This is a genomic window from bacterium, assembly GCA_037128595.1.
In the GTDB taxonomy this organism is placed as follows: Bacteria; Verrucomicrobiota; Kiritimatiellia; order CAIKKV01; family CAITUY01; genus JAABPW01.
Genome location: JBAXWB010000029.1, coordinates 15,370 through 41,278, shown reverse-complemented (window position 1 = coordinate 41,278; position 25,909 = coordinate 15,370). Strand labels below are relative to the sequence as shown.

Here is a 25,909-nt window from a genome sequence, read left to right as displayed (position 1 = left end):
TATGAAAGAACTTGATAAGCAGTATGACCCCAAGACGGTGGAAACCCGCTGGTATGATACCTGGCAGGCCAAGGGGTACTTTCATGGGGATGCCTCAAAGGGGGGGACCCCTTACTGTGTCGTTATTCCGCCGCCGAATGTGACCGGGATTCTCCACATCGGGCACGCCCTGAACAATACCATCCAGGACATTCTCGTGCGCTGGCAGCGGATGGAGGGCAAAAATACCGTCTGGCTGCCGGGTACGGATCACGCCGGTATTGCCACGCAGAATGTGGTGGAGCGGGCCCTGCGCAAAGAGGGGAAAACACGCCATGATCTCGGGCGGGAGGCCTTTGTTGAAAAAGTCTGGGAGTGGAAAGAGGAATATGGCGGCACGATCATCCGGCAGTTGAAGCGGCTGGGTGCCTCCTGTGACTGGGAACGGGAACGCTTTACGATGGATGCGGGCCTGAGCGAGGCCGTGGTGGAAGTCTTCTGCCGGCTGTATGACAAGGGGCTGATCTATCGCGCCAACTATATCACGAACTGGTGTCCCCGGTGCCGCACGGCGTTGTCCGATGAAGAGAGCGAACATCAGGATACCGACGGCAAGTTGTATTTCATCCGTTATCCCGTGAAACGCGAAGGGAAGCTGACGGCCACCGAGTTTGTGGTGGTGGCGACGACCCGGCCTGAGACGCTGCTTGGCGATGTGGCGGTGGCGGTGAGTCCCAAGGATGAGCGTTACAAAGCGCTGGTCGGCAAAACCCTCAGCCTGCCGGTCCTGCATCGGGACCTGCCGGTGATTACCGACGACTTTGTGGATCCGGCCTTCGGGACGGGCGCCGTCAAGGTGACGCCGGCGCATGATCCGAACGATTTCGAGATGGGGCAGCGCCACAAGTTGACGCCCATCAATGTGATGAATCCCGATGGCACCATGAATGAAGGGGCCGGCCCCTATGCCGGGTTAGACCGCTTTGAGTGCCGCAAGCGCATTGTCACCGACTTGACCGCCGCCGGGCTGATTGAAAAAATTGATGCGCACGCCCATGCCGTGGGGCATTGCTATCGGTGTGATACGGTGGTTGAGCCGCGGCTCTCCCTGCAGTGGTTTGTCAAAATGAAGCCGCTCGCCGAGCCGGCGCTTCAAGCGGTGGTGGATGGGCGCGTCAAGTTTGTGCCCGAGCGCTGGAACAAGGTCTATGCCGAGTGGATGGGCAATATCCGCGACTGGTGCATCTCCCGGCAGATCTGGTGGGGACATCGCATTCCGGTGTTTTATTGTGATGCGTGCGATCATCAGTGGGCGGCCCGCGGGAAGCCGGACCAATGTCCCAAATGTGCCGCGACGACGATCCGCCAGGATGAGGATGTCCTGGATACCTGGTTCTCCTCGTGGCTATGGCCGTTCAGCACCTTCGGCTGGCCCAATAAAAATGCGGATCTGGCCCTCTATTATCCCGGCAATACGCTGGTGACCGCTTCCGAGATCATTTTCTTCTGGGTGGCCCGGATGGTGATGGCCGGCATTGAATTCATGGGTGAGGTTCCGTTCCATGAGGTGTATATCCACGGCACCGTGCGGGATGACAAGGGCCGGAAGATGAGCAAGAGCCTGGGGAACTCCATTGATCCGTTGACGATCATTGAGGAGTACAGCGCCGATGCGCTCCGCTACAGCCTGATGATGATTACGGCGACGGGACAGGATGTCTTCCTTTCGAACGACAAATTCGAGATTGGACGCAATTTCGGCACCAAGATCTGGAATGCCGCCCGCTTCATGCAGATGCAGGATCCCACGGGGTATGTGCGGGGTGGGGCAGGGATCAATGCGGCTTTGCTGAGTGCGGATGACCGGCATATCCTCGCCAAGCTCAGCCTGACCATTGAATCCTGTACGGAAAATCTCAGGCGCTACCGCTTCAATGATGCGGCCCAGGACCTCTATGCCTTTATCTGGCATGAGTACTGCGACTGGTATGTCGAGTATTCCAAGGATGTGCTTTATGGTCAGGATGCCGCGCGGCGGGACGAGGTGTTGAAGGTGATGCATTTCTCATTCTCGACGGCCCTGCGTCTGCTGCATCCCTTCATGCCGCATCTGACGGAAGAGTTATGGCACGGCATGGGGTACGGGACCGACGACGAGACCATTATGCTGGCGCCCTGGCCCACGCCGTTAACGGCGGATCTGGCGCAGTGGGGTGCCACGCCGGAGATCGTCCAGTACGTGGATGCCCGGCATGAATTGATCCGTATGGGACGGATGCTGCGCGCCGACTGCAGCATCGCTCCCGGCCAGAAGTTGGATTACATCATCAAGGCGAACACGCCGCAATTGGCGGTTCAACTGAAGGCGGATACCAGCACGCTGACCGCCATGCTCAAGGCCCGGGAGATTACGGTGGATCCCGCCTTTGTGCCAGCCACGGCCATGCCCAGCGCCCTGACCCCGATCGGAGCGCTCTATATGCCGATTGAGGGATTGGTGGATGCGAAGGCGGAAGCCGCCAAACTGGCCAAACAACTGGAAGAACTGGGCGGGCATCTGGAGCGGGCGACGCTCAAGCTCAATAATCCCAATTTCTTCAATAAAGCCAAGCCCGAGGTGGTGGCGCAGTTCGAGAAATCGCGGCAGGAACTGCAGGATAAATACAACAAAGTGAAGCGCCTGCTCGAGATGATGGGCTAGTCATGGGATGGATGGGCTATGGGCGACGTTTACATCACAACCGAAAAACGGCAGGCGCTTGAAGAGCGGATGATCAAGCTGGGAATCCTGGAGAAGGACCTGGTTGAAAAATTTGTTCTGGGCGCCGGTTCCGGTGGCCAGAAGTTGAACAAAACCTCGTCCTGTGTCTTTCTGCAGCACGCCAAGTCCGGGCTCGAAATCAAGTGTCAGCGGGAGCGCTCGCGGGAGTTGAACCGGTTTGTGGCCCGCCGCGAGTTATGCGACCGGCTAGAGGAGCGGATCCTCGGGCAGCGCAGCGCCCGCCAGCAGGCCAATGAAAAGATCCGGCGTCAAAAGCGCCGGCGGTCGCGCCGCCAGAAGGAACGGGTGCTGGATGACAAGAAGAAGCATTCGGTGAAAAAACAAGCCAGACGGAGTGGAAATTTTGAATCCTGAATCGTTTCAGACGGCCGGACAGAAGATCCGGGAGTGGCTGATCCGCTGGGCCTTGATGGCCATTGCGGTGTGGATGTCGGATATCCTGGTGACGGGGGTCTATACAGACGACTGGGCGAGTCTGCTGGCCGCAGCCCTGATGCTCGGGATTTTAAATGCCCTGGTAAAGCCCATTCTGGTCCTGGTCGCCATGCCGCTGGTGGTGCTGACGCTGGGCTTGATGTTGCTGTTTATTAACGCCTTTCTGTTGTTGCTCACGGCAAGGCTGGTGCCCGGCTTCCATGTGCTGGGGTTTGGCTCCGCGATGTGGGCCTCGCTGGTCATCAGTATCGTCAGTATGATCCTGGGGAATAATCGCAAAAATTTCCAGCGGTCCTCACGAAAGCCCCCGACCGCAGAGGCCTATTCCGAGCCAACACGGATCAGAACCCCGCCTCCCGGAAAAGGACCGATTATTGATGTATAATTTATGAAAACGAAAGACCTGAAAGACCCCGGATTGAAAAGTTCCTTTGACCTCGCGATGGAGCGAATGGCTAAGCGTGGTGAGGGGATTACCGCTGTGACTGAAGAGCAGAAACAGGCGATGGCGGAGATTGCAAGCCGTACCAAGGCGAAAATCGCAGAGATTGAGATTCTGTATGGCGGTAAAGTGGCGGAGGCCCGGGCGGCGGGGGATGCCGCGAAGGCAGATAAAATTGAGGAAGAAAAGCGCCACGAAATTGCCCGGCAACGTGAAAAAGAAGAGTCCGAGCGGCAACAGATCCGCCCGTCCTGATCGTCTGCACCGCATCCCCCATGAAGTCTGAACGAAAACGTATCCTGGTGATCAAGCTCAGCTCGTTAGGCGATCTATTCCATGCCCTTCCCGCGGTGAATAACCTGCAGGTGATGCTGGATGCGGACGTGGATTGGGTCACGCAGCCTGAATATGTGGACCTGGTCCGGTGTTTCCCGATGGTATCCAAAGTGATCCCCTTTCCCCGCCGGCAGTTCTGGAGTCATAGTGGCGCCCTGGTGCGGGCGGTGCGGGCCTCCTATTATGATTATGTGGTCGACCTGCAGGGGTTGGTCAAAAGTGCAATAGTGGCACGTTGCGCGCGGAGCCACCTGCGGATCGGGCCTTCGTTTCAACGTGAAGGCGCCCGGTTCTTCTATGATGTGGTGGCCGGTCCCCGTAATAAGGACCGGCATGCGGTTGAGGAAGCGCTGGATGTGGTGCGCTACCTGGGGTTGACCGTGATGCCGGTGTCATTCCCTGTTCAATTTCCCGCGCCATCCCTGGCTCAGGGGACCCTGCGCGTGGCGCTGGTTCCCTGGTCGCGGCGGAGCAATAAAAACTGGCCGGTAGCCGGTTTCATTGAGGTGGCACGGCAGATCCAGCAGGAATTCGGGGCCTCCATCTACCTGTTTGGAAGTCAAACGGAGCGGGCGGGGTGCGAAGCGATGCGCGTGGCGTTGTCCGCCACCGCCGGGGCCGGGACGGTTGAGAATCTTGCGGGACAGACCACCCTGGTGGAGATGGGGGGCTGGTTTTCCAGGATGAATCTGGTGGTGGCGAATGATTCCGGGCCCCTTCACATGGCGGTGGCGTTGGGGACACCCGTGGTAACGATGTTCGGGCCCACCGAGCCGAAGCGCACGGGGCCTTACGGAGCCGGCCACCACGTGATCCGGGCGGGGACTGACTGCAGCCCCTGTTTTGGCCGGGACTGCCGGTTGCCTCAAGTGGAGTGTATGGAGCGTATTACACCGGGCCAGGTCATGGCGGCGGTTCGTGAGGTGTTGAATGCCTCGAAGATCGGAACACCCTGATGACGATGAAGGACCTCATAATCCCTGTTTTTTTGGCGGTGTTCCTGATAGTGGGGGGCGGCTGTTCCCCAAAAGTAGGGGTATCGGATGAAGTCGAGCGCGAGCATCCGGATATGAAAAAAGCCCGGGAACTTGAGGCGGTGGGGGATGTGAAGGGGGCTCGGAATCTCTATGAACTGATTCTCGACCGGCAGCCCACCATGGCCCGGGCTCATCTGGATTTCGCCTTTCTGCTTGATAATGCAGGGGTGGATTCGGTGGGGACGATCTACCATTTCCAACGCTATCTTGCCTTGCGGCCCGAAACGGAAAAGAAAGCCATGATTGAGGGCCATATCCGCACCGCTACCCTGATGCTGGTCGGCACCGTCTTTACCAACGAGACGGCGGTCCTGGCGCGAATGAGGGAGGTGGAAGGAGAGAACCAGTCTTTGAAAATCAGGGCGGCCAATCTCCAGGCGCAGACGGTTCAATTGCGGGGGGCACTGGCCACGATGCGGTCCAAATACGGGATGTCGGCCACGAATGCCTTGCCGTCGGTAGATGCGATCGTGCTCCCCGTCCGGGCACCGAAATCCACCGGAAAAATGGTCAGGATCGAAAAAGCGGATACCCTGAAGAAACTGGCGGCCCGCTACTACGGGGACCAGGGGCGGTGGCGCGAGATTTACGAGGTGAATAAAAACAAGATGAAATCCCCCGGTGATCTACGGGTAGGTCAGATGATTTTTGTCCCGGAAAAGGACAATGAAGAAACTCCCTAGGTGGAAGATGCGCTTGATACAAGCGGGCTTGATTGCTAGCATCCCGGGGTCAACGTTCACATTGCGCGTTGAATGGAGTAAATTAAGGAGAGAAACGTATGGGAACGGACTTTTTTGATGAAGATCTGGCACAACGCCGCGGGGCAGTTAAATCCACCTCATTGGGCTCAGGGCCGGATGGCATGATGAATTTAAAGTCCGATGATCCGGCAGGGCGCCCCCTGTCTGATCTGAGTCTGACGCGCATGGCCCGGCATCGCGAAGAGCTCAATACCCAGAAAGCCTCGGCGAAACTCCATATCGAGCGGCTGAAGCAAAAACAGAGCGAGATGGAACGTGAAGAGCAGATGTTGTCCGATTTGCTTGAAAAGCAGGACCAGTATGAACGCGGTAAGCATGAAATGCTGGACCGGCTTTCCGAGAGCCTGGTGTCGCTCCAGAAACTGGGTGATCATGCCGCTCGTCAGGTTGAGGTCTATTTCACCACGCGGGACCGTCTGGCCGCCGATCTGGAAGAACTTCAAAAGATCAATGACGCGGCTTGGGCGGAGGACTCTTTTCGTGACGAATTAAACAAGGCCGTTGTCCAGATTGATGCCATCCGGAGTGATTTCGTAAAGGCTCAGGCGACGATTGAAGCCGTCGGGGGGCCTGTGAAGCTTTTTGATGAACATTCCCGTAAGCTGAATGCGATGGAAGACGATGAATTTGCGCCGGCTTCCCGGGGATTCGGGCATTGGATTAAAGTCGGGCTCGCCGTCAGCTTGCCGCTGATCCTGACCATTGTGGCGGCGGTGCTGATTTTGATGATTAAAGGACGATAGAGCGTTATGCAGCGCGTCCGGCGTAAAAATCCAAGGTTGCAGGAGAAGCTTGAGTCGCTTCAACGGGAAATTGCCCGTGTGGAGCATGATATCAAGGGGATTTCTCATGCCATCGAAAGTCCCGATCCTGACCGGGCGATACGCCGTTTGCGCAAGGTCGTGGGAGAAATCCCCCCTGTGGAGGTGGCCGCAAGGCCGGTCCCGTCGGAACCGGCGCCTGCGGGGGGGGGAGAAAAAAATGTCCCGCCGGCCGCGATGCAGGGGGCTAATGAGCCACTGAACATTCCCCGGCCTGTTCCGGACCAGCGCTTTCAGACCTATTTCGGGACGGGCAGCCTCCACTCGGTGCGGCCCCTCCGGCAGGAGCGGCAGGTCCAGCGGAATAAGGCAATTATCATGTTGATCCTGGCCGCTATGCTGGTCTACGGGGTCATCAACCTGATGTTCTAACCCTTACGGGTAATTACGGCAGAGGGATACGAATATCCGGTCCTTCTGGTGCAGCGGGGTGGTCACGGTGATTCGACTGACCGTCTGTCCCGAAAATCCCTTGAACACCACCTCGAACTCTTTCAGGTCCGGGGGGCAGGGAACACGGGCGACAGCGAGCTTGGCGGGTAGCGTTTCCCAACGTCGTTGATCGTCATTTTCCATTGCCAGGAGCAGTAAGCCCGTGAGGAGTCCGAGGTTCTCATCGCGTGACGAGGCGGCGATGAAAAGGGCCAATTTAAACGCAAGACGTGAGAGGGTTTTGGCGGCATGCCGGGTGGCCATGCGGTCGATACTGGCCGATTGCAGTTGGAACATCGTGGTCAGCGTGCGACTGGTCCCCAGCAGTTTCCCATTGGCATAGATCTCAGCAGACTGGGGGATGATCCCGTACTGTCCGTCAAAATCGAGAAAGCAGACCAGTTCGGTTCCTCGTAGCCCCGCTATAGGCGGGTGGTTGGTGGTGGTGCTGGCTGGCGGAAACCTTCCGGTCGCGGGGTCAATGCCGCAGTCGGGTGCTAGTTTGGCCACCTCCCTGTATTGCCGGGCGGCATTGCTGTCATCGCCTCCGAGTTCGAGGCAGAACCCGGTGAGATAATGACTGAAGGCATCATCCGGAAAACCGTCCAGCTTTTCCAGTTGATACGCGATGGAACGGGCCTCAACCCCGGCATCCTCCCACGCCCCTATGGCCAGGTAGTTTTTAGCGAGGTAGACATGCAGGTACGTGCGCTCATAGGGATAGCCGCGGAAGGCGAGGGCGGAGTCATTGACGACCATGCTGGCACCGGCTTTGGTGATGCTGTGGGTTTCCAGTTCCTTTTCAAGACGAACCGCCTCAAGCCAGTCAGCGGTGCTGTTGGTGAAATCCCGCCGGAGATGGCGGATCATGCCCCGCTCCATGAGGTTCATCACGGCGTTCTGATCATGGGGACGCTCGGCTAGAGATCGGTCAGCCGCCTCCAGTTGACCGTTGCTGAAATCCCGGCGTGCGGCATCGAGCGGGACGGTTGTGGCGCAACCGGACACAAGCATCAGGAGCATGAGCAACAGACCGCAAGTCCTGCTGCGCGTCAACTCCGGGATTTTCATCCTCGCCCCTTACTGCGGTCGTGATGACCGCATGGTGATAGGTGAGTGGTTACCAACCGAGAATCGGCTTGCTGGCACCACGGACGCGGTCCTTCTGCATCGTCCAGGCGATCAGCCCGGTTTGAAGGTCAGTAACTTCCACGGTGAGCTGGTAGTAGACTTTCTCCAGTTTCGACAAACTGAGCTGCTTGGGTGTGTCTTTTTTGATTTTGATCAGGGAGCCGGTGAGCATATAGCGGGCACCCAGCTGTTTCCCGATCAGGGTTTGAGTTTCCGGAGTGCAGTTAGCGAGCTGATACCCCTGTTCTTTCATCAAGGAATCGCGCCGGCTTTCATTGACGAAACTGACTTTGCCTCCATTGATCAGTTTCGTGCGGATCGTGTCCGTAATGGCTTTCGTGTCAATATGCTCATCGGTCCGGTTTTCAATACCCATGACCACCAGAATTGGTTTTCCGGCAAGAACCGGGGCATCGGCGAGTTCACTCGTGACCGCCTCGGCGAGTAAGCGCAGATCGGCGAAATCATAGGTGGTATCCAGTGGTTTTACGGAGGCCTTGTTTACCTCTTCGTTCTGGACGGTTGCCCGGAAAACACTGCATCCGTTCCCGATCGTGAGGATTGATAACGCAACAAGTGACATCTTAACCGTGGTTCGTATTTGCGACATGGATTATCTCCTTCTTCAAAATGTCCTCACATAATAATGCTTAAGACGTAGATGTGTCGAGCGGCAAACTAGAGTTCGATCTGAATCCCGACTTCAATCACCCGGTTCGGAGGGATCCGGAAAAACTTGGAGGCATCCCATGAATTTCGCGACAGATAAGAAAATAGGATTTTACGCCAGAGTCGCATATCCGGGTTGTTGACGAGAATCAGGGTTTCGCGCCCGAGGAAGAAGGTCACTTTCATCGGTTCCAAATCAAGTCCCTCAATCTTGAGACTTTTCAGGTAGGATGACAGGTCCGGGTCCTCGCTGAATCCATACCGGAGCAGGATTTGATAGAACCCTTCTGGAAGTACTTTTACCTGGGTTCTGTCAGCGTCCGACACACGGGGGATATCGTCGGTTTGGATGGTAATGAATACGATCTGTTCGTGCAGGATTTTGTTGTGTTTATAGTTGTGCAACAGGGTCCGGGGAATTCCGTCTGGATTTCCGGTCAGAAAAACAGCAACGCCGGACACCCGGTGGGGTTTTGAAGTGGCCACATCTTTGATAAACAGATCAATCGAAATGGCCGCTTCGGCCATCTTGCGCCCCAGAATGTCGCGGCCACGGTGCCAAGTAGTCATTATGATAATGAATCCGGATGAAATGGCCAGAGGGACCCACCCGCCTTCGCTGATCTTCAGGATGTTGGATCCGAAAAAAGTGAGATCCATGAGAAGGAAGGGCACGGCGATGAGGATTACGACCAGCCAGGGCCAATTCCAGAGCCGGCGCATCACGGCAATCATAAACAGGGTCGTAATAAGCATGGTGAGCGACACCGCCACTCCATAGGCGCCGGCCAGACTGTCGGAGTTTTTAAACCCGAGCACCAGGAGCAGGGTTCCCACCAGCATCAGCCCATTGACCAGGGGAAGATAGACCTGCCCGATTTGTCTTTTGGAAGTGTGAACAATGGCCAGACGAGGGCAATAGCCGAGTTGGATGGCCTGTCGGGTCATTGAAAAAGCCCCTGAAATAATCGCTTGTGAGGCGATGATGGTGGCTGCGGTGGCGAGGGCCACCATCGGATAGATGGCCCAATGGGGGACGTTCCGGTAGAAGAGGTTCGAGATCAGGGCTTGATTCAAGGTGACCTGCCCGTTGATCAGGGTCACACTTTGCGGATCGCTCAATTGATGGAGCATCCAGGCCCCTTGCCCGCAGTAGTTCAATACCAACGCCGGCATGACAAGGGTGAACCACCCCAGCCGAATGGGCCCGATGCCAAAATGGCCCATATCGGCATAAAGGGCTTCTCCGCCAGTGACCGCCAGGAACACCGCACCCATGGTCACAAAGGCCTGCCACCGGTTGGCGATAAAAAATTCAACGGCATGCCACGGGTTCAGGGCGGACAGAATGCAGGGCGTCTTGAAAATGGAGATCATTCCGAGGCTGGCGATGGCGGCAAACCAGACCAGCATGACCGGGCCGAAAATAGTGCCCACCGACTGGGTGCCGCGTCGTTGCATCCAGAACAGGCCAATTAACATGGCCAGTGCGAGAATAACGATGGTGTGGGGAGTGAAGGTGATGGCGCCCATATTCAAGCCCTCGATGGCGCTTAATACGGAAATGGCCGGGGTGATCAGTCCATCTCCATAGAGCAGGGAGGCCCCGAGTAGCCCCAACAAAACAAAAAATAGAGTCCTTTTGCCGGCTTTCCGGTCCTGGTTAACCAGGGCCATCAGGGCCAGGATGCCCCCTTCACCGCGGTTGTCTGCACGAAGTACCAGCGCCAGGTATTTAATGGTGATGAGGGAAAGCAAGGACCACAGGATCATCGAGATGATCCCCAGAATATTGGCCTCGGTGGGCGGGACTCCGCACCCGGGGGTAAAACTGACCCGGGTGGAGTAGAGCGGGCTTGTACCGATATCTCCATACACGACGCCCAAGGCGGCAATCGTCAGTCCCAAGATCGCCTGTTTGGGATGGCTGGTAGGCGTGTTCCCGTTCTGCGGTACCGGGGACTCAGTGCTGTCGAGCGGGGTCATCATACAACCTGTGTGCCTATCTCGATAACACGATGGGGTGGAATATGGAAATATCGGGTGGCATTCCGTTCATTTCCGCGATCTTTGTTTTTTGGGAGGAGGAGGGGTGACAGGGGGCGTGAGGGGCGCGTTGGGATCTTTCACGGCGGCATCCGCGTGACGCGGGTATTTAAAGAAGGGTTTGTAGCCGGCGGTGGCCAGCCGCTGGGTCAGATCTTTGATGACCGTCATGGAGGTGTCGGCGGGAACTTCAACGATCAGGGGGGAAGCGGTCGGGATTTTGTTCTTCTTTAAACCTTTGATCAGGTCTGATGAGGTATACTCGCGGTCATTGACAATGAACGTGTCGGGCGTTTTCATGACAATCCCTGCCGGGACGGTCACTTCTGGTGCGGCCACGAGGGAGGTGGCAAGTCCGGACAAGGACAGCCACAACGCGAGCAGGAGATAATCCTTTAATGACTTGTTTCTCATAAAAGAGCATTCACAATAAGGGACAATCCGAAAAAACTCCAGTATTATCACTTCAGGTCGTTACCGATATGAACCAGTCGGGGGGGGCTCTTTTTCCGCCAGGGAATATGGTGTGCCTGACCAGGATAAAGGTCGAAGAAATTATCGACCAACGCCGTCTCACCCTCTAAATCCAGGCACACCCCCCAGGCGAATTGATCACAGCTGAAGGTGGCCTTTCCCTGACTTACCGTGATCCGGACTTTGGCCTTGGGCCAGGCCATTTCCTTGAAGAACGGATCATAGAGCCGGTTGCGGGCCAAGATCTGGTCCTTCCGGGTCAGAACGCCAAAGGCCATGCTGGCGCGTCGGTTCGTCCAGAGCCGCGCCGGGAATTCCGCCAGTGGGGTGGAGGCATTCGAAACCAGGATGACGGGCTTACCCAACTCGACGGGATAGCCGCCTGCCAGCTTGAACACGCCGTAGCGCAGATCGGCTTCGATGGGGTGATCCGTATCATTAACGCCATAGACGATCACCTTGCCGTGCTCCTCCGCAAGGACGACGGAAACAGGCGCCATGGCCCGTTTCACCGCCCAGAAGGCGGGGGTCCGGCGCAGGGCGTAATCGACGATCGTCCAGGAACGGGTGGCCGGCCAGCAATCATTGAACATCCAGAAAATAGCGGCCCCGGAGTCGAACATCCGGCGTCTGAAATTATCCACATATTCGCGCAAGCCCTCGCCCTGGAGCAGTCCGCCCCAGTAGACGAACTTTTCGATGGTAAGTCGCCGGATATCCAGCCCGAGCCATTGCTGAAGCATCCCGTCGGTGGGACTGGGCTCAGCCCAGCTGTCAATGCTGTTGTCGTGCAATTGCCAGGCGAAGGATTGGATGTGGCGGTGTCCCTCCGGCAGACAGGTGAGCAGGGTGGGCAGTGAGGTCGGCCCCAGAATGCCGCCTTCGTTCGGAAAGCGGCTGATCATCTTCCGGTATTTGCGGAAATCATTATCATGGAATCCGATACTCCAGGGATGCTGGTCCCCGCAGTCGTCCCGGGTGGGGCTGAGCCCGTCAGGCGAGTAGGGGGATGACGGCTGGTAATAGCGGGTAGGATCCTCTTCGGCCAGAAGCCGCGGGATGACGTGATGGAAGAGGGACAGGTCCGAAAACAGGGCACCATATTTATCGAAGCCCCATTCCCACAAACCTTGCTCCATCTCGTTATTGCCACACCAGATGACCAGGCAGGGATGCTGGGCCAGGCGTCGGATCTGATGGCGGGCTTCATTTTTGAAGTCCTCCACGAACCCCACGTCGTTACCGGGATACCGGCCGCAGGCAAAAATGAACTCCTGCCACACCAGGATGCCCTTGCGGTTGCACAGGTCGTAAAGGGTGTCGCTTTCGTAGAGGCCGCCCCCCCAGACGCGAAGGATATTGAAATTCGCTTCCAGGGCACGAGCGGTCAGGGTCTCGTAGTGGTCGGGGGTAATCCGGGCAAAGATCATGTCGGCAGGGACCAGGTTTCCGCCCTTGCAGAACACCTTGCGCCCATTGATTTCAAGTGTGAAATACCGGCCGCCTTCCGGATGGGGGGACTGATCGATCCGGACATGGCGGAAGCCGATGGCGGCCTCATGCCGGGCCAGGAGGCGGCCCTTGAGGCTCAGGGTGGCCGTGATCGTATAGAGCGCTTGCGTGCCACATCCCGCAGGCCACCACAGCTCTGGCTGTACGATCTTGAGCACGGCCTCAACGGGGTTCAAACCCGGTGTGATGTCGACCGGCAGTTTCACCGAAACGTCACCGGGCGTCATCTGGACCGTCAATTCCCCCCGGACCGGAGTCTGGCCAAGGCCTTCGACAAACAGACGCACGTGGACGGACCCATTTTGTAAATCGGCATCCAGTGAGGCCAGCGGGACCAGGCGGTCGACCCGTACCGTGTCCCGTGTCCATTCCAGCCGCACCGGCCCGCTGATGCCCACATTGATTAGCCGCGTCGACCAATCCCAGCTGAACTGGCACTGGGGCTTCCTCAGCCAGGTGCGTTTGTGCAGCTTGTAGTCAATCTGTCCGCTGTAGGGTTCGCCGGGCCGGTCCGAGACATCATGCAGGCCGCTGTCCAGATGAACCGCCAGGACATTCAGGCCCGGACGTAAGGTGTCGGTGACCTCGACCCGGCAGGGATAAAAGAAATTGCGGTGCCGGGCGACCTCCTTGCCATTGAGCACAATGGTGGCCACCAGATCGAGGGTTTCGAAGACCAGCCAGGTGCGGGTCCCGGCCTTCAGGGCGGAGCGGGGAACGGTAAATTCGCGACGGTAACTCCAGATCATCTCCTCCACCCAGCGGGCCGAGAGCGCATTCAGGCCCTCCGTAGGTTCGGTGATGAGTCCGGCCTTGATGAGGTCCAGATGGATCTCGCCGGGCACGGTTGCATCGATATAACGGGCCGGGTCAGTCACCTCGCGCTGGGCATACTCGCTACGCCCCCGTTGGCCATCCGACCAGCGGGCACGCCAGGTTCCATTCAAATCAAGTGTATTCAGGCTCATCCGCTCTACCCCTTTTTTCATGCTCTTGACTTCCGGCTGATGCCTCGCCACCATGGCGCGCACTATGAGAACAGATTCAGCACCCATCATGCAAGCGTCAAACTCGGCATGCCTCTCTGCGGCCACCCCACCTTGGTTGCATCCACAAACGCTCTCTTCCGACCCGACGCAGGGGCGTATTCCTGACCTGGTCGAGAACGGCATCCCTGGTTATTGGGTTTACCCGCATGGTTTGTTGCGTGGACCGGATGAACGCACTGTCAGCCTGTGGGGGGATCGGCTTCATTTGTTGCAGGATTCCGGTCCGGTGTTGATCAGCCGGCCCGGCACGGTCTGTGACCTGCTGATCGATTTCGGGACTGAATTCGATGGCCATCTGGTGCTTGAGGTGTCGGCAGCAGGCGCCTTTTCCCTCACCGCCCGCTTTGGCGAAAGCATTCCGGAGGCGGAGGGGCTGATTGAAAACCAGGCGCCTTTCACCGAGGATTACTGGCATTGTCCCGGGGCTGGCCGGCATCAGCACCGGTTCGAAAACTCCGCCTGGAATGCGTGGCGGTACGGAATCCACCGGGAGCCCCGGGGCTTCCGGTTTGTCCGGCTCCGTCTGGTTGAGGCCCGTGGCCCCGTCTCGTTGCACATCCGGGCGTTGGCGCTCTATCCCTGTCCCGCCCCCCTCGCGACCTTCAGCTGTGAGGATAAACGGATGCAGCGCGTCTGGCAGGTGGCCGCCTATACTGCCCGGCTTTGCACGCGGACCGACTGTCTGTGGGACGGGATCAAACGGGATCGTACCGGTTGGTATGGAGATGCACGCCCCATTCAGGCCGCAATGGACTGGCTGACGCCCCTTCCTGAGCCAGTGGAGCGGATGCTCGCTAGATTTCCGGTCGAAATCTGGGTCAACGGGGTGCCCGTCTATTCTTTTGATGCCATTGCCATGCTCCGTCAATTCATGTTGGCCCATCAGATCTCCCGCGAGCAGAGTTTACCCCATTACCACAAGATCCGGGCATTTCTTGACTGGGTCGTGCGGACGCAGGTCAACAGCCAGGGGTTTATTACGCGCGATCCCAAACAGTCCTTCTTCTTTGAGATCGGCTTTCTTGACTGGTCGGATATGCCGGTGGGCGGCCGCTTCGAGGAATTAAGCTGGCTGCAAATCAAACATGTGGAAGGGTTGCGGCAGGCGGCTGAAATAGCCTTATGGCTCGGAGAGTCCGGGGATGCGGCCCGGTTTTCGGCGAGGGCCGATACCCTGCAGGAGGCGGTTATCAGCATGTTCTGGCAGCCCGGCTCGGGCTTTATCCACACGCTCAACCATGTGGGCCCTGTGCGCAACCCGCGTATGCCTGGGTATGATGGACACTACCGCCGGACCTATGAGGACGGTGTCAGGCTTGGCCCCTCCGGCCCCACGCGCCAGACCAATGCCTGGGCAGTGCTGGCCGGCATGTGCGACCCGGGTATGCGGCAGGAGATTTTGACGGGCGTGTTCAATAATTCTGCCATCCCCTCTATCATTACGCCCTATTTTGCCTGGTATGAGCAGGCGGCCCGCGCCCGATGTGGCGATCAGGCCGGAGCGGTGCGTGCCCTAACCGGTTACCTGGCCGATATCATTGAAAGGGAAAATGCCCCCACGCTCTGGGAGATGTGGGACCCGGAGTTACACGATGCCCGGCGGTTATACTCGAGCCATGAATGGGGGTTCATTTGCAGCATGAGTCTGTGCCACGGCTGGGGGGCAGGCGTCATCGATCTCATGGTCCGGCACCTGATGGGGGTGAGCCTCGTCGAGCCGGGCTGGCACCGGATCCTCAGCCAGCCTTCAGGGGAATTGGGCGTGTGTTTCCATGCCGAACTTCCAACGCCGCATGGGATGCTGGATATCTCCCGTTCTGAGCCCGGTGGCCCGGTACACACCCGGGCACCAGCAGGCCTGAATGTTGAACACGTCAGGTGAAAAAGCTTGCGCCGGACGGGAGGGTGTTTATGATTCCGGCCATGAAAACACTCAAAGTTGCATTAATTGCCGGGTTGATGGTGGGAACACTTACCGGGATGGCGATGGCCTCGACGGCTCAGGTAGTCGCGCTGGGCGCCCGGTATCATCTGAAACACTCTGAATTCATCAGTCTGCCTTATACTGATGGGGATTTGACCTATGACGTGGCCTATGAGATCCATGAGGAAAATGCCATGCTGCAATTCGTCTGCGGGTATACCCCGGAGTTTGACGAGCACCCGGACCTGAACTATGGGATTACCCCTGAAGCCAATCTTCTGATGAAGGATGGCATTTTCCAGGGCGGGCTGGGTGTCCTGTCAACCTATACCGAGGGTGATGGGGAATGGATGGATATGTATTGGCAATGGGTCCTGGGATTGAATATCCCGCTGGGCAAGAACCTCAGCCTGCAGGCCAACGCCTACTACGTCTTTGAAGATTGGGGTTCCCTGAACAAATTTGATTTTGGAGACGTGGAGTTCGGTGGGTACCTGGGCTACAAGTTCTAGGTCGCTCTGCAGGTGAGGAGCCCGTCCCGTTGCCGCTTATGGCCAAGTCCAACTATCAGCCTGATCGTGTACTCCGGGAACTGGCGTCTGTCCTGTCCCATTTGAGTGCGGATGAAGTTTATGATGTGTTTCAGGCCATCCTGACGCCCCGGGAGCGGGAGAAGATCGCCTTGCGATGGAAGCTGGTCTGTCTGCTTGAGAAGGGGGTCACGCAACGGGCCATCGCCACCCGACTGGGGATCAGTCTCTGTAAGATTACCCGGGGCTCCCATGAGTTGAAGTTCGGCCCGCCCGCCTTCCTTAAGGCGGTTCGGCATGCTGTGGAAAAGAAAGAGAAAACGTAATATGTTCAAGCCGGTTTCGCGAAAAGTGGATTTTCCAGGACAGGAAGTGGAAGCTCTGGCATTTTGGGAGCAACAGCACATTTTTGAGAAATCGCTCGAGCAGCGCAAGGATGCCCCTGAATATGTTTTCTATGACGGGCCTCCCTTTGCCACCGGATTGCCCCATTTCGGGCATCTCCTGGCCGGTACTATCAAGGATATCGTTCCCCGGTACCAGACCATGCGCGGCCATTATGTCAACCGGCGGTTCGGCTGGGATTGCCATGGGCTACCCGTTGAATACGAAGTCGAGCAGGATCTGAAGCTCAGCGGCAAGCGCGATATTGAGACTCTGGGCGTGGATGTATTCAATGAGCGGTGCCGCAGTATTGTCCTGCGCTATACCCGTGAATGGCGTCAAGTGGTGACACGGATGGGGCGGTGGGTTGATTTTGATCACGATTACAAGACCATGGATCCAGCCTTCATGGAGTCCATCTGGTGGGTATTCAAGTCCCTTTGGGAAAAACAACTGATCTACGAGGGGCACCGTATTGTGCCGTATTGTCCGCGCTGCACTACGCCGCTTTCGAATTTTGAAACGAATCAGGGCTACGCTGATGTTCAGGATCCGGCGGTGACCATCCGGTTCAAGGTGGAGGGAGCGGACGCCCTCTATGTGCTGGCTTGGACGACCACGCCCTGGACCCTGCCATCCAATATGGCCCTGGCGGTGGGTAAAGATATCCCTTACGTCAAGATCAAGGATGGTTCGCATTTCTACTACCTCGCCAAAGACCGGGTGGCGGCTTATTACAAGAAAGGGGCGGCGTTTGAAGTAGTGGAGGAAACCACGGGAGCCGCCTTGCTGGGTCTGCGGTATGAACCGCTGTTTCCCTATTATGCGGATTACAAGGCTAAGGGGGCCTTCCGGATTATTGCGGGTGATTTTGTTTCGACCGTCGATGGCACCGGGGTGGTACACATTGCGCCGGGATTTGGTGAAGATGACAGCCGGGTCGGGAAAACTGAAAATCTGCCGGCCCCCTGTCCGGTGGACGCCGAAGGCCGGTTTACCGAAGAGATTCCGGATTATGTCGGACGGGCCGTCAAGGAGGCCGATCACGATATTATCAAACGGCTGAAGCAGGAGGGGAGTCTGATTCATCACGCCGTGATCAATCACAGCTATCCGCACTGCTGGCGTTGTGATACGCCGCTGATCTATCGCGCGATTTCGGCCTGGTATGTCAAGGTGGAACAGATGCGCGATCAGATCCTGAAGGCCAACAGCCAGACCCGCTGGGTTCCTGAGCATTTGCGCGATGGCCGGTTCGGAAAATGGCTGGAACAGGCGCGCGATTGGAATATCTCGCGTAACCGTTACTGGGGCACTCCGTTGCCTGTCTGGCGCAGCGATGACGGCAAGGAAGTGGTGTGCATTGGTTCTGCCGCAGAACTGGAAACCCTCTCCGGTCACAAGGTGACAGATCTGCATAAGCATTTCATGGATAAGATTGAGATCCCCTCGCGCGAAGGGCGGGGCATGCTCAAGCGGATTCCGGAAGTGCTGGATTGCTGGTTTGAAAGTGGCGCGATGCCCTATGCGCAGGCCCATTATCCGTTTGAAAACCGAACGCAGTTTGAAAGCCATTTCCCGGCCGACTTCATTGCCGAGGGGCTGGATCAGACGCGGGGTTGGTTCTATACCCTGACGGTCCTCTCGACGGCCCTGTTTGACAAGCCGGCCTTCCGGAACGTGATTGTCAACGGGCTGGTGCTGGCGGAGGACGGGCGTAAAATGAGCAAGCGCCTCAAGAACTACCCGGATCCGAGCTACATCATCAACACCTATGGTGCGGATGCGTTGCGGCTCTATCTGATCAACTCTCCCGTTGTCCGGGCGGAGGATCTGCGGTTTTCAGAAACCGGGGTGCAGGACCTGATGCGGAACCTGTTGATTCCTTTGTGGAATGCCTATGGCTTCTTTGTGACCTATGCCAATGTGGATGGGTGGCGTCCAGAATCCAGAATCCAGAATCCAGAATCCAGAATTCAGGATGAAAATCTCCTGGATCGCTGGATCCGCAGTTCCATGGAATCGCTGTCGGCGAATGTTACCAAGGCCATGGATCATTATGACCTGCAGGGGGCGGTCCGGCCTTTTGTCCGGTTCGTCGAAGACCTGACCAACTGGTATATCCGGCGCAGCCGCCGCCGGTTCTGGAAGTCGCAGGATGACGCCGATAAGGCGCAGGCCTATGAGACGCTGTATTATGTGCTGCTGAACACCTCCAAGATTGCGGCCCCGTTCATCCCCTTTATCAGTGAAGCCATTTACCGGAATTTGCGGACGGCCGATATGCCTGAATCCGTACACCTGTGTGATTTTCCGGGAGGGGACAGCACCCGCCGTGACCCGGCCCTGGAGCGACAGATGGCGGCGGTCATGACGGTGGTGGCCCTGGGACGCACCCTGCGCTCCGCGCATGACTTGAAGGTGCGGCAGCCCCTGAAGAAACTTCATGTCGCCTGCCGGAATGCTGAATTGCTCGCCTGTATGAGTGATTTGAAAGAGATCATCATGGAAGAGCTGAATGTGAAAGAGGCGGAGTTCCGTCTGAGTGAAGCCGATTTTGCCACCGTCAAGACCAAGGCGAATTTTGCCAGGCTGGGCCCGAAGCTGGGCCCGCTCATGAGGAAGGCGGCTGGCCTCGTGGCGGCCCTTAAGAGCGAGCAGATTGAAATTCTGGCCCGGGGTGAGTCGCTGGCCGTGATGCTGGACGGCACCGCCGTCGACTTGACACTGGACGACGTGATCATCGAGCATCTGCCGCGCGAGGGCAGTGTGGTGGCCGCGGAAGGCGGCATTGTGGTCGCCCTGGATACCGCGCTGACGCCCGAGCTGGTCGCGGAAGGCTTGGCCCGTGAGTTTGTCAGCAAACTTCAGAATATGCGCAAGACAGCCGACCTGGAAGTGACGCAGCGGATCCGCGTGCAATTCGTGGGGCCGGCTGAAGTCAGGCAGGCGGTGGCGACGCACCTTGAGTATATTACCTCCGAAACCTTGAGCCTGTCCTGTGAGGCGGTTGAGGGGATTGCCGAAGGGGCCACCGACTGGGATTTGAATGGCCATCCCTGTGTGATCAAGTTTGAAGCCGTTGTTCAGAAATAACAGGGAGATTTGAATGCCGGCGTTGGGCCTCACACTCGTGTCGTTCGGGATCATTTTGGCCCTTGTCCGGTTGAAAGTACCCCTCTGGTTCGCCATTTTTTGCGGGGCGATCTCGCTGGGGCTGTTCTTCGGCGAGGATGCGAAGGGGCTTGTCCGCGTGGCCTGGGTGGGCGTCACTCAGTCAACCTCCATCGGGCTGCTCATCACCATGGTGCTGCTCCTGACGCTGTCGGATGCCATGCGTCAGACGGGGCGTATGCAGCGCATGGTGACCTCGATTCAGGCGTATGTGCGAAGACCCGCCATCACCCTGGCGGTTTTACCCGCACTCATCGGCCTCCTGCCCATGCCGGGGGGGGCGATCTTCTCCGCTCCCATGGTGCGCCAGGCGGCCCATGGGAGTGAACTGGGCGGCCATGTGCTGTCGTCCATCAACTACTGGTGGCGTCACATATGGGAGCACTGGTGGCCGTTGTATCCCGGGGTCATCCTGGCCATGAGCCTGACCAACAGCGATCTTCTCACCTTTGCCATGTTTCAGATTCCACTGGGTGTCTTTATGGTTTTGGGCGGGGTGTGGATGTACCGGTCGATGCCGGCGTTGCTTTTGCCAATGGCGCCTCCTCCGCCACCCGGACTCAAACGCACGATCCTGGTGTCCGTGGCGCCCATAGGGGTCATCTTGATCGTCTGGGCGCTGGGCGCGATCATGATGAAATTCCTGGCGGCCCATTTGGGTCCGGGCGGGTTCAGCCCGGGCGGGTTGTCTTTTATGCAGAAGTTTGCTCCGCTTCTGCTGGGACTGGCGGTCAGTCTGGTGTTCACCTTGTGGGCCAGGCCATTTCCATTCAAACAGTTGTGGCGGTTGACCTGGAACAAGGAATCCATTCCCTTGCTCGGGCTGGTGTTGAGTGTGATGGTCTACCAGAACATGCTCAAGGAAGTGAATGCAGCCGCTGCGATCAGTTCTGAACTGGGCGTGATGCATGTCCCCGTGACCCTGGTGGTGATCCTGCTGCCATTTATTGCCGGCTTGCTGACCGGTGTGGCCTTCGGGTTTGTCGGGGTGAGTTTTCCGCTGGTCATCAGTCTGGTCGAATCCATGCCGGATCATCCCTCCATGCGACCGTATGTGGTGCTCGCTTACGCCTGCGGGCATCTGGGAATGATGATTAGTCCGCTTCATCTCTGTTATGTGGTGAGTAACCGGTATTTTGAGACCACCATCGGGGCCACGTTCCGATATCTGGTGCGACCGTGTCTTTTGATGGCGGGGTCTGCGGCTGCCTATTTTCTTCTGTTGAAATGGGCGCTATAGTATATAAAAGGGTGCGGTTGATGTTCTTGAGACCGTTAGGAAAGGGATAAGTAGATATGTTGACGTTGCTTTTATCGTTATTAGGGATGGTCGGTTTTTGGGCTGGCCTCCACTTTGGGCTTCATTTTCGCAATTGGAGTATTGTGCTGGCCGTCCTCTTCGGGCTGGGCATTCAGATCGGGTCAACGCTATGGATCCGGCGCCGGATTACGGCCCTCATGACGGCCATTCAGGCCCGGATTACCGAGCGGACCAATATGCTTCGCCGCAAATATGAGCAGATGGCCAGTCGGGGCGGGAATGTCCGGTTCCTGATGGATCAGGCGCGTAAGGACCAGGATGCCATGCTGGTCGAAGCCCTTGAATCCAGTCATAAGATGGATCCCTACAGCAAGTGGAGCATCCTGCTGGATCGTCAGATCAATGCCATCCGGGTTCAGTTCCTGTTCCAGTTGAAGAAGTTTGACGAGGTGGACCGCCTACTTCCCAAGACCCTCCTGGGCGACCCGGTGCTGTGCTGCATGAAAATGTGCCGCGAATACCAGAAGGGGGATGAGGCCGCCCTTGAGAAGACCTATAACAAGTACCGGAAGAAATTCAAGCGTGACGCCGTTTTGATTTATGCCACGTATTCCTGGATGCTGCTTCGGAGAAAGCAGACGGAAAAAGCCCTGCAAGTCCTGGTCGATGGCAAAACGGCGACCGAGGATGATACCTTGGAGAAGAACTGGGAAGCGGTGGCCAATGGAAAGGCCGGCCAATTCTCCAATGCCGATTTAGGTGAGACCTGGTATGCCCTGTTGCTGGAGGAACCCAAGCAGATGAAGCAGCCGGCCCCTCGTCAGATGCGCCCCGGCCAGAAGTGGCGGAGATAAAGAGGATTCAGAATGTTGGAGTGTCTGAAGCCCCTTGTTCTGACTCCTGAATCCTTTATTAATGGAGGGCGGTGCTCTGTCACCGCCGAGTCAGTAAGGGGGGCACATAAAGAGGGTGCGAATGTGATGCACAACCCTCGTATCATTTGTTGTGCAATCCGGCGCGAAGCACAGGTGGCGTTCGTCGTCCCGGCGAACGATCTTTCGTCCTGGCTGTCAATCAGCCGCCGAGGACGTCGGCTGCCACCAGTAGCAATCTCAAAGCCCCGCCCGTACACATGCGGGTCTTTTGCATCGCATCATCCGGTTTCTGTCGCCAGACCCTCTTCATCATGATCGCCGCTTTCCGGAATCCCTGGAAAGCCCCCGCGCATGTGTATACGCGGGCCTTCCTTCGTCCTCAAAACGCTCTTTCCCGCGACGGGAGAGGGCTTTGGTGATGGTCGCCGGGGGCGCGTCCTTTAACGGAGCAGAATATACTGCACAACACACGTATCATTTGTTGCGCAATTCAGAGCGAAGCGCCGGGGGCGTCTATTCCAAGCCTAATTCCTCCAGCACCACCTGGGCGGCGCGTTGAGCAGCTCCGCCCCCGCCCAGAAGCTGGCGGACTTCGGCGAAGCCCTCCAACATGGCTTTCCGCTCCGGGGTATCCGAAAGCAATGGGATCAATGCCTTGGCCAGGGCTTCAGGGGTGACATCAAACTGGAGCACTTCGGGGCAGACATACCGGTTGGCAATAATATTGGCTATTCCGGCAAACCGGACCTTGAGCATCGGCTTGGCGATCCAGAAGGTGAGGGCCGCCACGCTGTAGGTGATGACCGTCGGACACCCCACCAGGGCCGACTCCATGGTGGCCGTGCCTGATTTGACCAGGGCGGCCCGACTTTGCCGGAAGACCTGTCTGGCATCGCCCTGGATCACGTTGAGCCGTGTCGGGACTCTGGCGAGACAGGCTGCCAAACGTCTGACATGGGCGCCAATCTCTTCAGTCGGGGTTGGGATGACGAAGGAGGCGTTTGGGAATTTGTCCTCAATCAGACGCGCTGCCGCCAGCATCGGCGGCAGGATCCGGTCAATCTCGGCGTGCCGACTGCCCGGGAGGAGTCCGATCTGGGGTTCGCCGGCCCAGGGCAGGGGGACGATGGGGGTTTGAAGGGTCTCCCTGATTTCATCGACCAGGGGATGGCCCACAAAATCGACTTTGAGGGTTGTGCCTTCGAAGATTTTAGGCTCGAATGGGAAAATCGTCATGAGCCGGTCAAGCACCTTGACCATGATCGGAATCCGCCCCTGCTTCCAGACCCAGACCTGGGGGCAGATATAATAAATGGTCTTTAAGCCCATGGCATGGGCACTGGCCGCAAATCTCAGGTTGAATCCGGGATAATCCACCAGGATGACCGCGTCAGGTCGTTTGTCGCGGGCCAGCTGTTCCATGTGCCGGAAAACTTTGCGGAAGAAGAAAATGTGCTTCAAGACCTCAACGATCCCCATCACGGCCAGATCCTTGACATCATAATGGGTCTCGACGCCGGCCTCCCGCATCAGCGGGCCCCCCATGCCGAAGAAGGTGAGGGTGGGGTCGGTCTGGCGCAGGGCCCGCACCAGCCCGGCGGCATGCATATCACCGGAAATCTCACCGGCCAGGATCATGATGGAGCGGGGCCGCGTCATGCCGGACCTTGAAGAGAGTCTTCCGTATTCATGGCGATGAAGCAGATTCCCAGTCGATTGGCCTCCTTGATCAGCTTTTCACGTTCAAGGAGAATGGTGCGTTTGGCTTCAATCGCCAGGACGCGGGTCTTGCTTTTCTTGATGATCTTCATGGTGCGCATGCCCACCACCGGGATATCAAAGCGCATGTCGTGGCCCTTTTTCGCCACCTTGACCACCACGGCCCCGCCGTTGCCCACCCGGCCCGCGCGCAGGATGGTCTCATCGGTGCCTTCATAGGCTTCGACGGCGAGGATGGTACCTTCTTTCACCACCACGGTCTGCCCGATCTCAATTCCGCTGGTGATTTTGGCAACATTCAAGCCGAACAGGATGTCGGTCATTTCCTCGTTTGTGGGTTCGCGTCCGCCAATCAGGCCGGCTTCCGGCATGGCCGCTTCCATAAACAGGTGGGCGGGGAGCAGGGAAACCCCGCGTTGATTTATCTGGTCACAGGCGGCGCCATAGATGGTATGGGCGTTGCGCTGTTTCAGGTTCTTCAGCAGTTCAAACGTCATGCGGTCAAAGCGCAGGCTGAACAAGTGGGTAGGGGTGATTTGTCCGACCATGACCGCATGCTTGATGCCCCAGGCATCCAAGGCATCCAGAACGGCCCCGAACTGACCCAGATAGATCCACTTCACGTCGTCCACGTACCGGGCAATGGCCCGGTCCGTTTCGTGGCGGAAGGCAATGGCGGTGATGCGGCGAACCCCCTGGGCCCGCGCCGACTGGGCCAGGAGCAGGGGGTAATCACCCTTGCCGGCCAGCAACACGATTTCGGTGATCCCCTTGGGGAGGCCGAAGGCTTCATCAGATGGGGAACGGTCGCTCATGGTCAGAGGCTGGAGAGAATGCGGCGGCCTTCATCCAGGAAGATCCCCTGCAGGTTCATGCGCAGGGCCTGCGGGTTGCTGGCATAGGTCATGCCTTCCTCCTGGGTGATCATGCCGCTCTTGATCAGGTTATAAATGGATTGGTTGAACGTTTGCATCCCGTCATCACTGCCGGTTTCGATGGCCGCGGGAAGAATATCGAGTTTGTTCTTCTCCAGGAGTTTCCGCACGGTGGGCGTATTGATCAGGATTTCGACCGCGGGGATCACCCCGCCCTGGGCCCCCTTGAGCAGGCGCTGGCAAATGACCGCCTGCAGGTTGCTGGCGAGATTCAGCCGGATTTGATCCCACTCGCTGGCGGGGAAAAACTCAAGCAACCGCTGGACCGCAATCGCGGCGTTGCTGGAGTGAAGGGTGGTCAGGACCAGATGCCCCGTTTCGGCGGCGGAAAGGGCGGTCCGGAAGGTGGTCTGGTCGCGCATTTCACCGATGATGATCACATCGGGATCCTGACGCAGAATATGCTTGAGTGCCGCCTGGAAGCTCAACGTATCCAGCCCCACTTCACGCTGGGAAATCACGCATTTCTTGTCTTCAAACAGGTATTCAATGGGGTCCTCAATGGTGATGATCCGGAGATTTTCCGTTTCATTCATGTGATCGAGCATGCTGGCCAGGGTGGTCGATTTCCCGCTGCCGGTGGCGCCGCTGACAATGATGATCCCGCGTTGAGCGCCGGCAATCGTTTTAATGGACTGGGGCAGATTGAGGCCGTCGACCGTGGGGACTTTGGTTTTGACATGACGGAAGGCGAGTGACGGTTGGCCCTGGCTCATGAAGGCATTGACGCGGAAACGGCCGGTGCCCTCGACGGTGTGGGAAAAGTCCGCCTCATGTTGTTCATTGTAATGGGAGACCAGATAAGGGGGCAACACGTGGAGAATGGTTTTCTGGAGATCTTCAGGGGTCAGGAGGGGGAGGTCCGAGGCGGTGAGTTCGCTATGAAGCCGCATGAAAGGCGTCTGACCGACCTTCAGATGAATATCCGATGCATGCAATTCTACGGCACGTCTTAGAAAGTCATCAATTTGAAACATGCGTGTTCTCCTGATCTGGCAGTTACGTAGATCAAAGCAAAAGGAAGGGGCAAGGGCAAGGATGCAGACACCGGGGGGAGAAGTTTTGTTGAAGCCGGTTTCAACAAAACTGGCGGGGACGACGGGGCTCGAACCCGCGACCTCTGCCGTGACAGGGCAGCGCTCTAACCAATTGAGCTACGTCCCCCCCTTCAAAACAGGTGCGCATAGTGTCGGAACTC

General features: G+C 57.6%; 22 protein-coding genes and 1 tRNA gene. 14 read left to right on the top strand and 9 right to left on the bottom strand.

Features of this window, described 5'->3' with window-relative positions:
• Position 1: 1 nt before the first annotated feature.
• The 8 genes from WCS52_15850 to WCS52_15815 all read left to right on the top strand — a co-directional run bounded on the left by WCS52_15850 (position 2) and on the right by WCS52_15815 (position 6,968).
• A complete protein-coding gene (locus WCS52_15850; protein MEI6168656.1) occupies positions 2–2,680 on the top strand; it encodes a valine--tRNA ligase in 2,679 nt (892 codons plus the stop codon).
• 18 nt (positions 2,681–2,698) lie between these two features.
• Positions 2,699–3,115: a peptide chain release factor-like protein gene (locus tag WCS52_15845; protein ID MEI6168655.1), complete on the top strand. Its 417-nt coding sequence runs from the start codon at positions 2,699–2,701 to the stop codon at positions 3,113–3,115.
• Positions 3,105–3,581: a phage holin family protein gene (locus tag WCS52_15840; GenBank protein MEI6168654.1), complete on the top strand. Its 477-nt coding sequence runs from the start codon at positions 3,105–3,107 to the stop codon at positions 3,579–3,581. Before WCS52_15845 ends, WCS52_15840 begins: the two co-directional genes overlap by 11 nt.
• A 3-nt stretch (positions 3,582–3,584) precedes the next feature.
• Positions 3,585–3,893 (top strand): hypothetical protein, encoded by a 309-nt coding sequence (locus tag WCS52_15835; protein ID MEI6168653.1) that lies wholly within the window; start codon positions 3,585–3,587, stop codon positions 3,891–3,893.
• 20 nt (positions 3,894–3,913) lie between these two features.
• Positions 3,914–4,930 (top strand): glycosyltransferase family 9 protein, encoded by a 1,017-nt coding sequence (locus WCS52_15830; protein MEI6168652.1) that lies wholly within the window; start codon positions 3,914–3,916, stop codon positions 4,928–4,930.
• A gap of 5 nt (positions 4,931–4,935) precedes the next feature.
• Positions 4,936–5,694, top strand: a complete 759-nt coding sequence (locus WCS52_15825) for a LysM peptidoglycan-binding domain-containing protein (GenBank protein MEI6168651.1) — start codon at positions 4,936–4,938, stop codon at positions 5,692–5,694.
• A gap of 98 nt (positions 5,695–5,792) precedes the next feature.
• A complete protein-coding gene (locus WCS52_15820) occupies positions 5,793–6,518 on the top strand; it encodes a hypothetical protein (protein ID MEI6168650.1) in 726 nt (241 codons plus the stop codon).
• A gap of 6 nt (positions 6,519–6,524) precedes the next feature.
• Positions 6,525–6,968, top strand: coding sequence for a hypothetical protein (locus WCS52_15815; protein ID MEI6168649.1), 444 nt, complete (start codon positions 6,525–6,527; stop codon positions 6,966–6,968).
• Positions 6,969–6,971: 3 nt separating this feature from the next.
• On the opposite strand, the gene WCS52_15810 is transcribed toward WCS52_15815, so the two are convergent.
• The 5 genes from WCS52_15810 to WCS52_15790 all read right to left on the bottom strand — a co-directional run bounded on the left by WCS52_15810 (position 6,972) and on the right by WCS52_15790 (position 13,849).
• The gene (locus tag WCS52_15810; GenBank protein ID MEI6168648.1) at positions 6,972–8,099 is read right to left on the bottom strand and encodes a hypothetical protein; all 1,128 of its coding nucleotides are present in this window, start codon (positions 8,097–8,099) and stop codon (positions 6,972–6,974) included.
• Between the two features lie 49 nt (positions 8,100–8,148).
• Positions 8,149–8,769: a hypothetical protein gene (locus WCS52_15805; protein MEI6168647.1), complete on the bottom strand. Its 621-nt coding sequence runs from the start codon at positions 8,767–8,769 to the stop codon at positions 8,149–8,151.
• Positions 8,770–8,837: 68 nt separating this feature from the next.
• Positions 8,838–10,817 (bottom strand): potassium transporter Kup, encoded by a 1,980-nt coding sequence (locus WCS52_15800; GenBank protein MEI6168646.1) that lies wholly within the window; start codon positions 10,815–10,817, stop codon positions 8,838–8,840.
• Positions 10,818–10,883: 66 nt separating this feature from the next.
• Entirely contained in the window at positions 10,884–11,288 is a 405-nt protein-coding gene (locus tag WCS52_15795) for a hypothetical protein (GenBank protein MEI6168645.1), read from the bottom strand.
• Between the two features lie 47 nt (positions 11,289–11,335).
• Entirely contained in the window at positions 11,336–13,849 is a 2,514-nt protein-coding gene (locus WCS52_15790) for a sugar-binding domain-containing protein (protein MEI6168644.1), read from the bottom strand.
• 43 nt (positions 13,850–13,892) lie between these two features.
• Between WCS52_15790 and WCS52_15785 the strand changes: the two genes are divergently transcribed.
• Genes WCS52_15785 through WCS52_15760 form a run of 6 tightly spaced genes read left to right on the top strand, consistent with a single transcriptional unit; the run spans position 13,893 to position 22,036 of the window.
• On the top strand, positions 13,893–15,791 hold the full coding sequence (locus WCS52_15785) for a hypothetical protein (protein ID MEI6168643.1): 1,899 nt from the start codon (positions 13,893–13,895) through the stop codon (positions 15,789–15,791).
• A 41-nt stretch (positions 15,792–15,832) separates the two neighbouring features.
• The gene (locus WCS52_15780; GenBank protein ID MEI6168642.1) at positions 15,833–16,345 is read left to right on the top strand and encodes a hypothetical protein; all 513 of its coding nucleotides are present in this window, start codon (positions 15,833–15,835) and stop codon (positions 16,343–16,345) included.
• Between the two features lie 38 nt (positions 16,346–16,383).
• Complete coding sequence (locus WCS52_15775) at positions 16,384–16,689, top strand: Trp family transcriptional regulator (protein ID MEI6168641.1); 306 nt, start codon at positions 16,384–16,386, stop codon at positions 16,687–16,689.
• 1 nt (position 16,690) lies between these two features.
• Entirely contained in the window at positions 16,691–19,843 is a 3,153-nt protein-coding gene (gene ileS, locus WCS52_15770) for an isoleucine--tRNA ligase (GenBank protein ID MEI6168640.1), read from the top strand.
• Positions 19,844–19,856: 13 nt separating this feature from the next.
• On the top strand, positions 19,857–21,161 hold the full coding sequence (locus WCS52_15765; protein MEI6168639.1) for a DUF401 family protein: 1,305 nt from the start codon (positions 19,857–19,859) through the stop codon (positions 21,159–21,161).
• A 56-nt stretch (positions 21,162–21,217) separates the two neighbouring features.
• Complete coding sequence (locus tag WCS52_15760) at positions 21,218–22,036, top strand: hypothetical protein (protein MEI6168638.1); 819 nt, start codon at positions 21,218–21,220, stop codon at positions 22,034–22,036.
• 534 nt (positions 22,037–22,570) lie between these two features.
• Here the strand turns inward: WCS52_15760 and lpxB are convergent.
• From lpxB to WCS52_15740, 4 genes are all read right to left on the bottom strand, one after another.
• On the bottom strand, positions 22,571–23,716 hold the full coding sequence (gene lpxB, locus WCS52_15755) for a lipid-A-disaccharide synthase (protein ID MEI6168637.1): 1,146 nt from the start codon (positions 23,714–23,716) through the stop codon (positions 22,571–22,573).
• Entirely contained in the window at positions 23,713–24,591 is an 879-nt protein-coding gene (lpxI, locus tag WCS52_15750; protein ID MEI6168636.1) for a UDP-2,3-diacylglucosamine diphosphatase LpxI, read from the bottom strand. The genes lpxB and lpxI overlap by 4 nt, the downstream gene beginning before the upstream one ends.
• 2 nt (positions 24,592–24,593) lie before the next feature.
• Entirely contained in the window at positions 24,594–25,688 is a 1,095-nt protein-coding gene (locus WCS52_15745; GenBank protein ID MEI6168635.1) for a PilT/PilU family type 4a pilus ATPase, read from the bottom strand.
• A gap of 110 nt (positions 25,689–25,798) precedes the next feature.
• Positions 25,799–25,875, bottom strand: a tRNA-Asp gene (locus WCS52_15740).
• Positions 25,876–25,909: the final 34 nt, after the last annotated feature.

Excerpts from the sequence above, each read along its gene's own strand:
- WCS52_15850 (MEI6168656.1), top strand. The coding sequence starts at position 2 with ATGAAAGAACTTGATAAGCAGTATGACCCCAAGACGGTGGAAACCCGC.
- WCS52_15845 (MEI6168655.1), top strand. The coding sequence starts at position 2,699 with ATGGGCGACGTTTACATCACAACCGAAAAACGGCAGGCGCTTGAAGAG.
- WCS52_15835 (MEI6168653.1), top strand. The coding sequence starts at position 3,585 with ATGAAAACGAAAGACCTGAAAGACCCCGGATTGAAAAGTTCCTTTGAC.
- WCS52_15830 (MEI6168652.1), top strand. The coding sequence starts at position 3,914 with ATGAAGTCTGAACGAAAACGTATCCTGGTGATCAAGCTCAGCTCGTTA.
- WCS52_15825 (MEI6168651.1), top strand. The coding sequence starts at position 4,936 with ATGAAGGACCTCATAATCCCTGTTTTTTTGGCGGTGTTCCTGATAGTG.
- WCS52_15820 (MEI6168650.1), top strand. The coding sequence starts at position 5,793 with ATGGGAACGGACTTTTTTGATGAAGATCTGGCACAACGCCGCGGGGCA.
- WCS52_15815 (MEI6168649.1), top strand. The coding sequence starts at position 6,525 with ATGCAGCGCGTCCGGCGTAAAAATCCAAGGTTGCAGGAGAAGCTTGAG.
- WCS52_15810 (MEI6168648.1), bottom strand. The coding sequence starts at position 8,099 with ATGAAAATCCCGGAGTTGACGCGCAGCAGGACTTGCGGTCTGTTGCTC.
- WCS52_15805 (MEI6168647.1), bottom strand. The coding sequence starts at position 8,769 with ATGTCGCAAATACGAACCACGGTTAAGATGTCACTTGTTGCGTTATCA.
- WCS52_15800 (MEI6168646.1), bottom strand. The coding sequence starts at position 10,817 with ATGATGACCCCGCTCGACAGCACTGAGTCCCCGGTACCGCAGAACGGG.
- WCS52_15795 (MEI6168645.1), bottom strand. The coding sequence starts at position 11,288 with ATGAGAAACAAGTCATTAAAGGATTATCTCCTGCTCGCGTTGTGGCTG.
- WCS52_15790 (MEI6168644.1), bottom strand. The coding sequence starts at position 13,849 with ATGAAAAAAGGGGTAGAGCGGATGAGCCTGAATACACTTGATTTGAAT.
- WCS52_15785 (MEI6168643.1), top strand. The coding sequence starts at position 13,893 with ATGAGAACAGATTCAGCACCCATCATGCAAGCGTCAAACTCGGCATGC.
- WCS52_15780 (MEI6168642.1), top strand. The coding sequence starts at position 15,833 with ATGAAAACACTCAAAGTTGCATTAATTGCCGGGTTGATGGTGGGAACA.
- WCS52_15775 (MEI6168641.1), top strand. The coding sequence starts at position 16,384 with ATGGCCAAGTCCAACTATCAGCCTGATCGTGTACTCCGGGAACTGGCG.
- ileS (MEI6168640.1), top strand. The coding sequence starts at position 16,691 with ATGTTCAAGCCGGTTTCGCGAAAAGTGGATTTTCCAGGACAGGAAGTG.
- WCS52_15765 (MEI6168639.1), top strand. The coding sequence starts at position 19,857 with ATGCCGGCGTTGGGCCTCACACTCGTGTCGTTCGGGATCATTTTGGCC.
- WCS52_15760 (MEI6168638.1), top strand. The coding sequence starts at position 21,218 with ATGTTGACGTTGCTTTTATCGTTATTAGGGATGGTCGGTTTTTGGGCT.
- lpxB (MEI6168637.1), bottom strand. The coding sequence starts at position 23,716 with ATGACGCGGCCCCGCTCCATCATGATCCTGGCCGGTGAGATTTCCGGT.
- lpxI (MEI6168636.1), bottom strand. The coding sequence starts at position 24,591 with ATGAGCGACCGTTCCCCATCTGATGAAGCCTTCGGCCTCCCCAAGGGG.
- WCS52_15745 (MEI6168635.1), bottom strand. The coding sequence starts at position 25,688 with ATGTTTCAAATTGATGACTTTCTAAGACGTGCCGTAGAATTGCATGCA.